At 37.2% G+C, this 266-nt stretch carries 2 protein-coding genes; both read left to right on the plus strand.

Features of this window, described 5'->3' with window-relative positions; translation table 11 throughout:
* The coding region (locus tag ACWXWW_RS18090; RefSeq protein WP_455971404.1) for a 3-oxoacyl-[acyl-carrier-protein] synthase III C-terminal domain-containing protein at positions 1-102 on the plus strand (102 nt) is incomplete at its 5' end.
* Between the two features lie 10 nt (positions 103-112).
* On the plus strand, positions 113-266 hold a 154-nt coding region (locus ACWXWW_RS18095), incomplete at its 3' end, for a nitronate monooxygenase (RefSeq protein ID WP_455971405.1).

The raw sequence follows: 266 nt of genomic DNA on the forward strand, positions 1-266 counted from the left end.
GCCTATAGAGAAGGAAAAATTAAAAAAGGCGATAATGTAGTTCTAGTAGGATTCGGAGGCGGATTGACATGGGGAGCTTCTTTAGTTAGATGGAGTATATAAGGAGGAAATTATGAAGGATTTATGTGAATTATTAAATATAAAATACCCTATAATCCAAGGTGGGATGGCTTGGGTAGCAACTGCTGAATTAGCAGCAGGAGTATCAAATGCTGGAGGATTAGGAATAATTGCAGCAGGAAATGCACCAAAAGAAGTAATAAAAG

Source organism: Microbacterium sp. KNMS, from assembly GCF_053851835.1.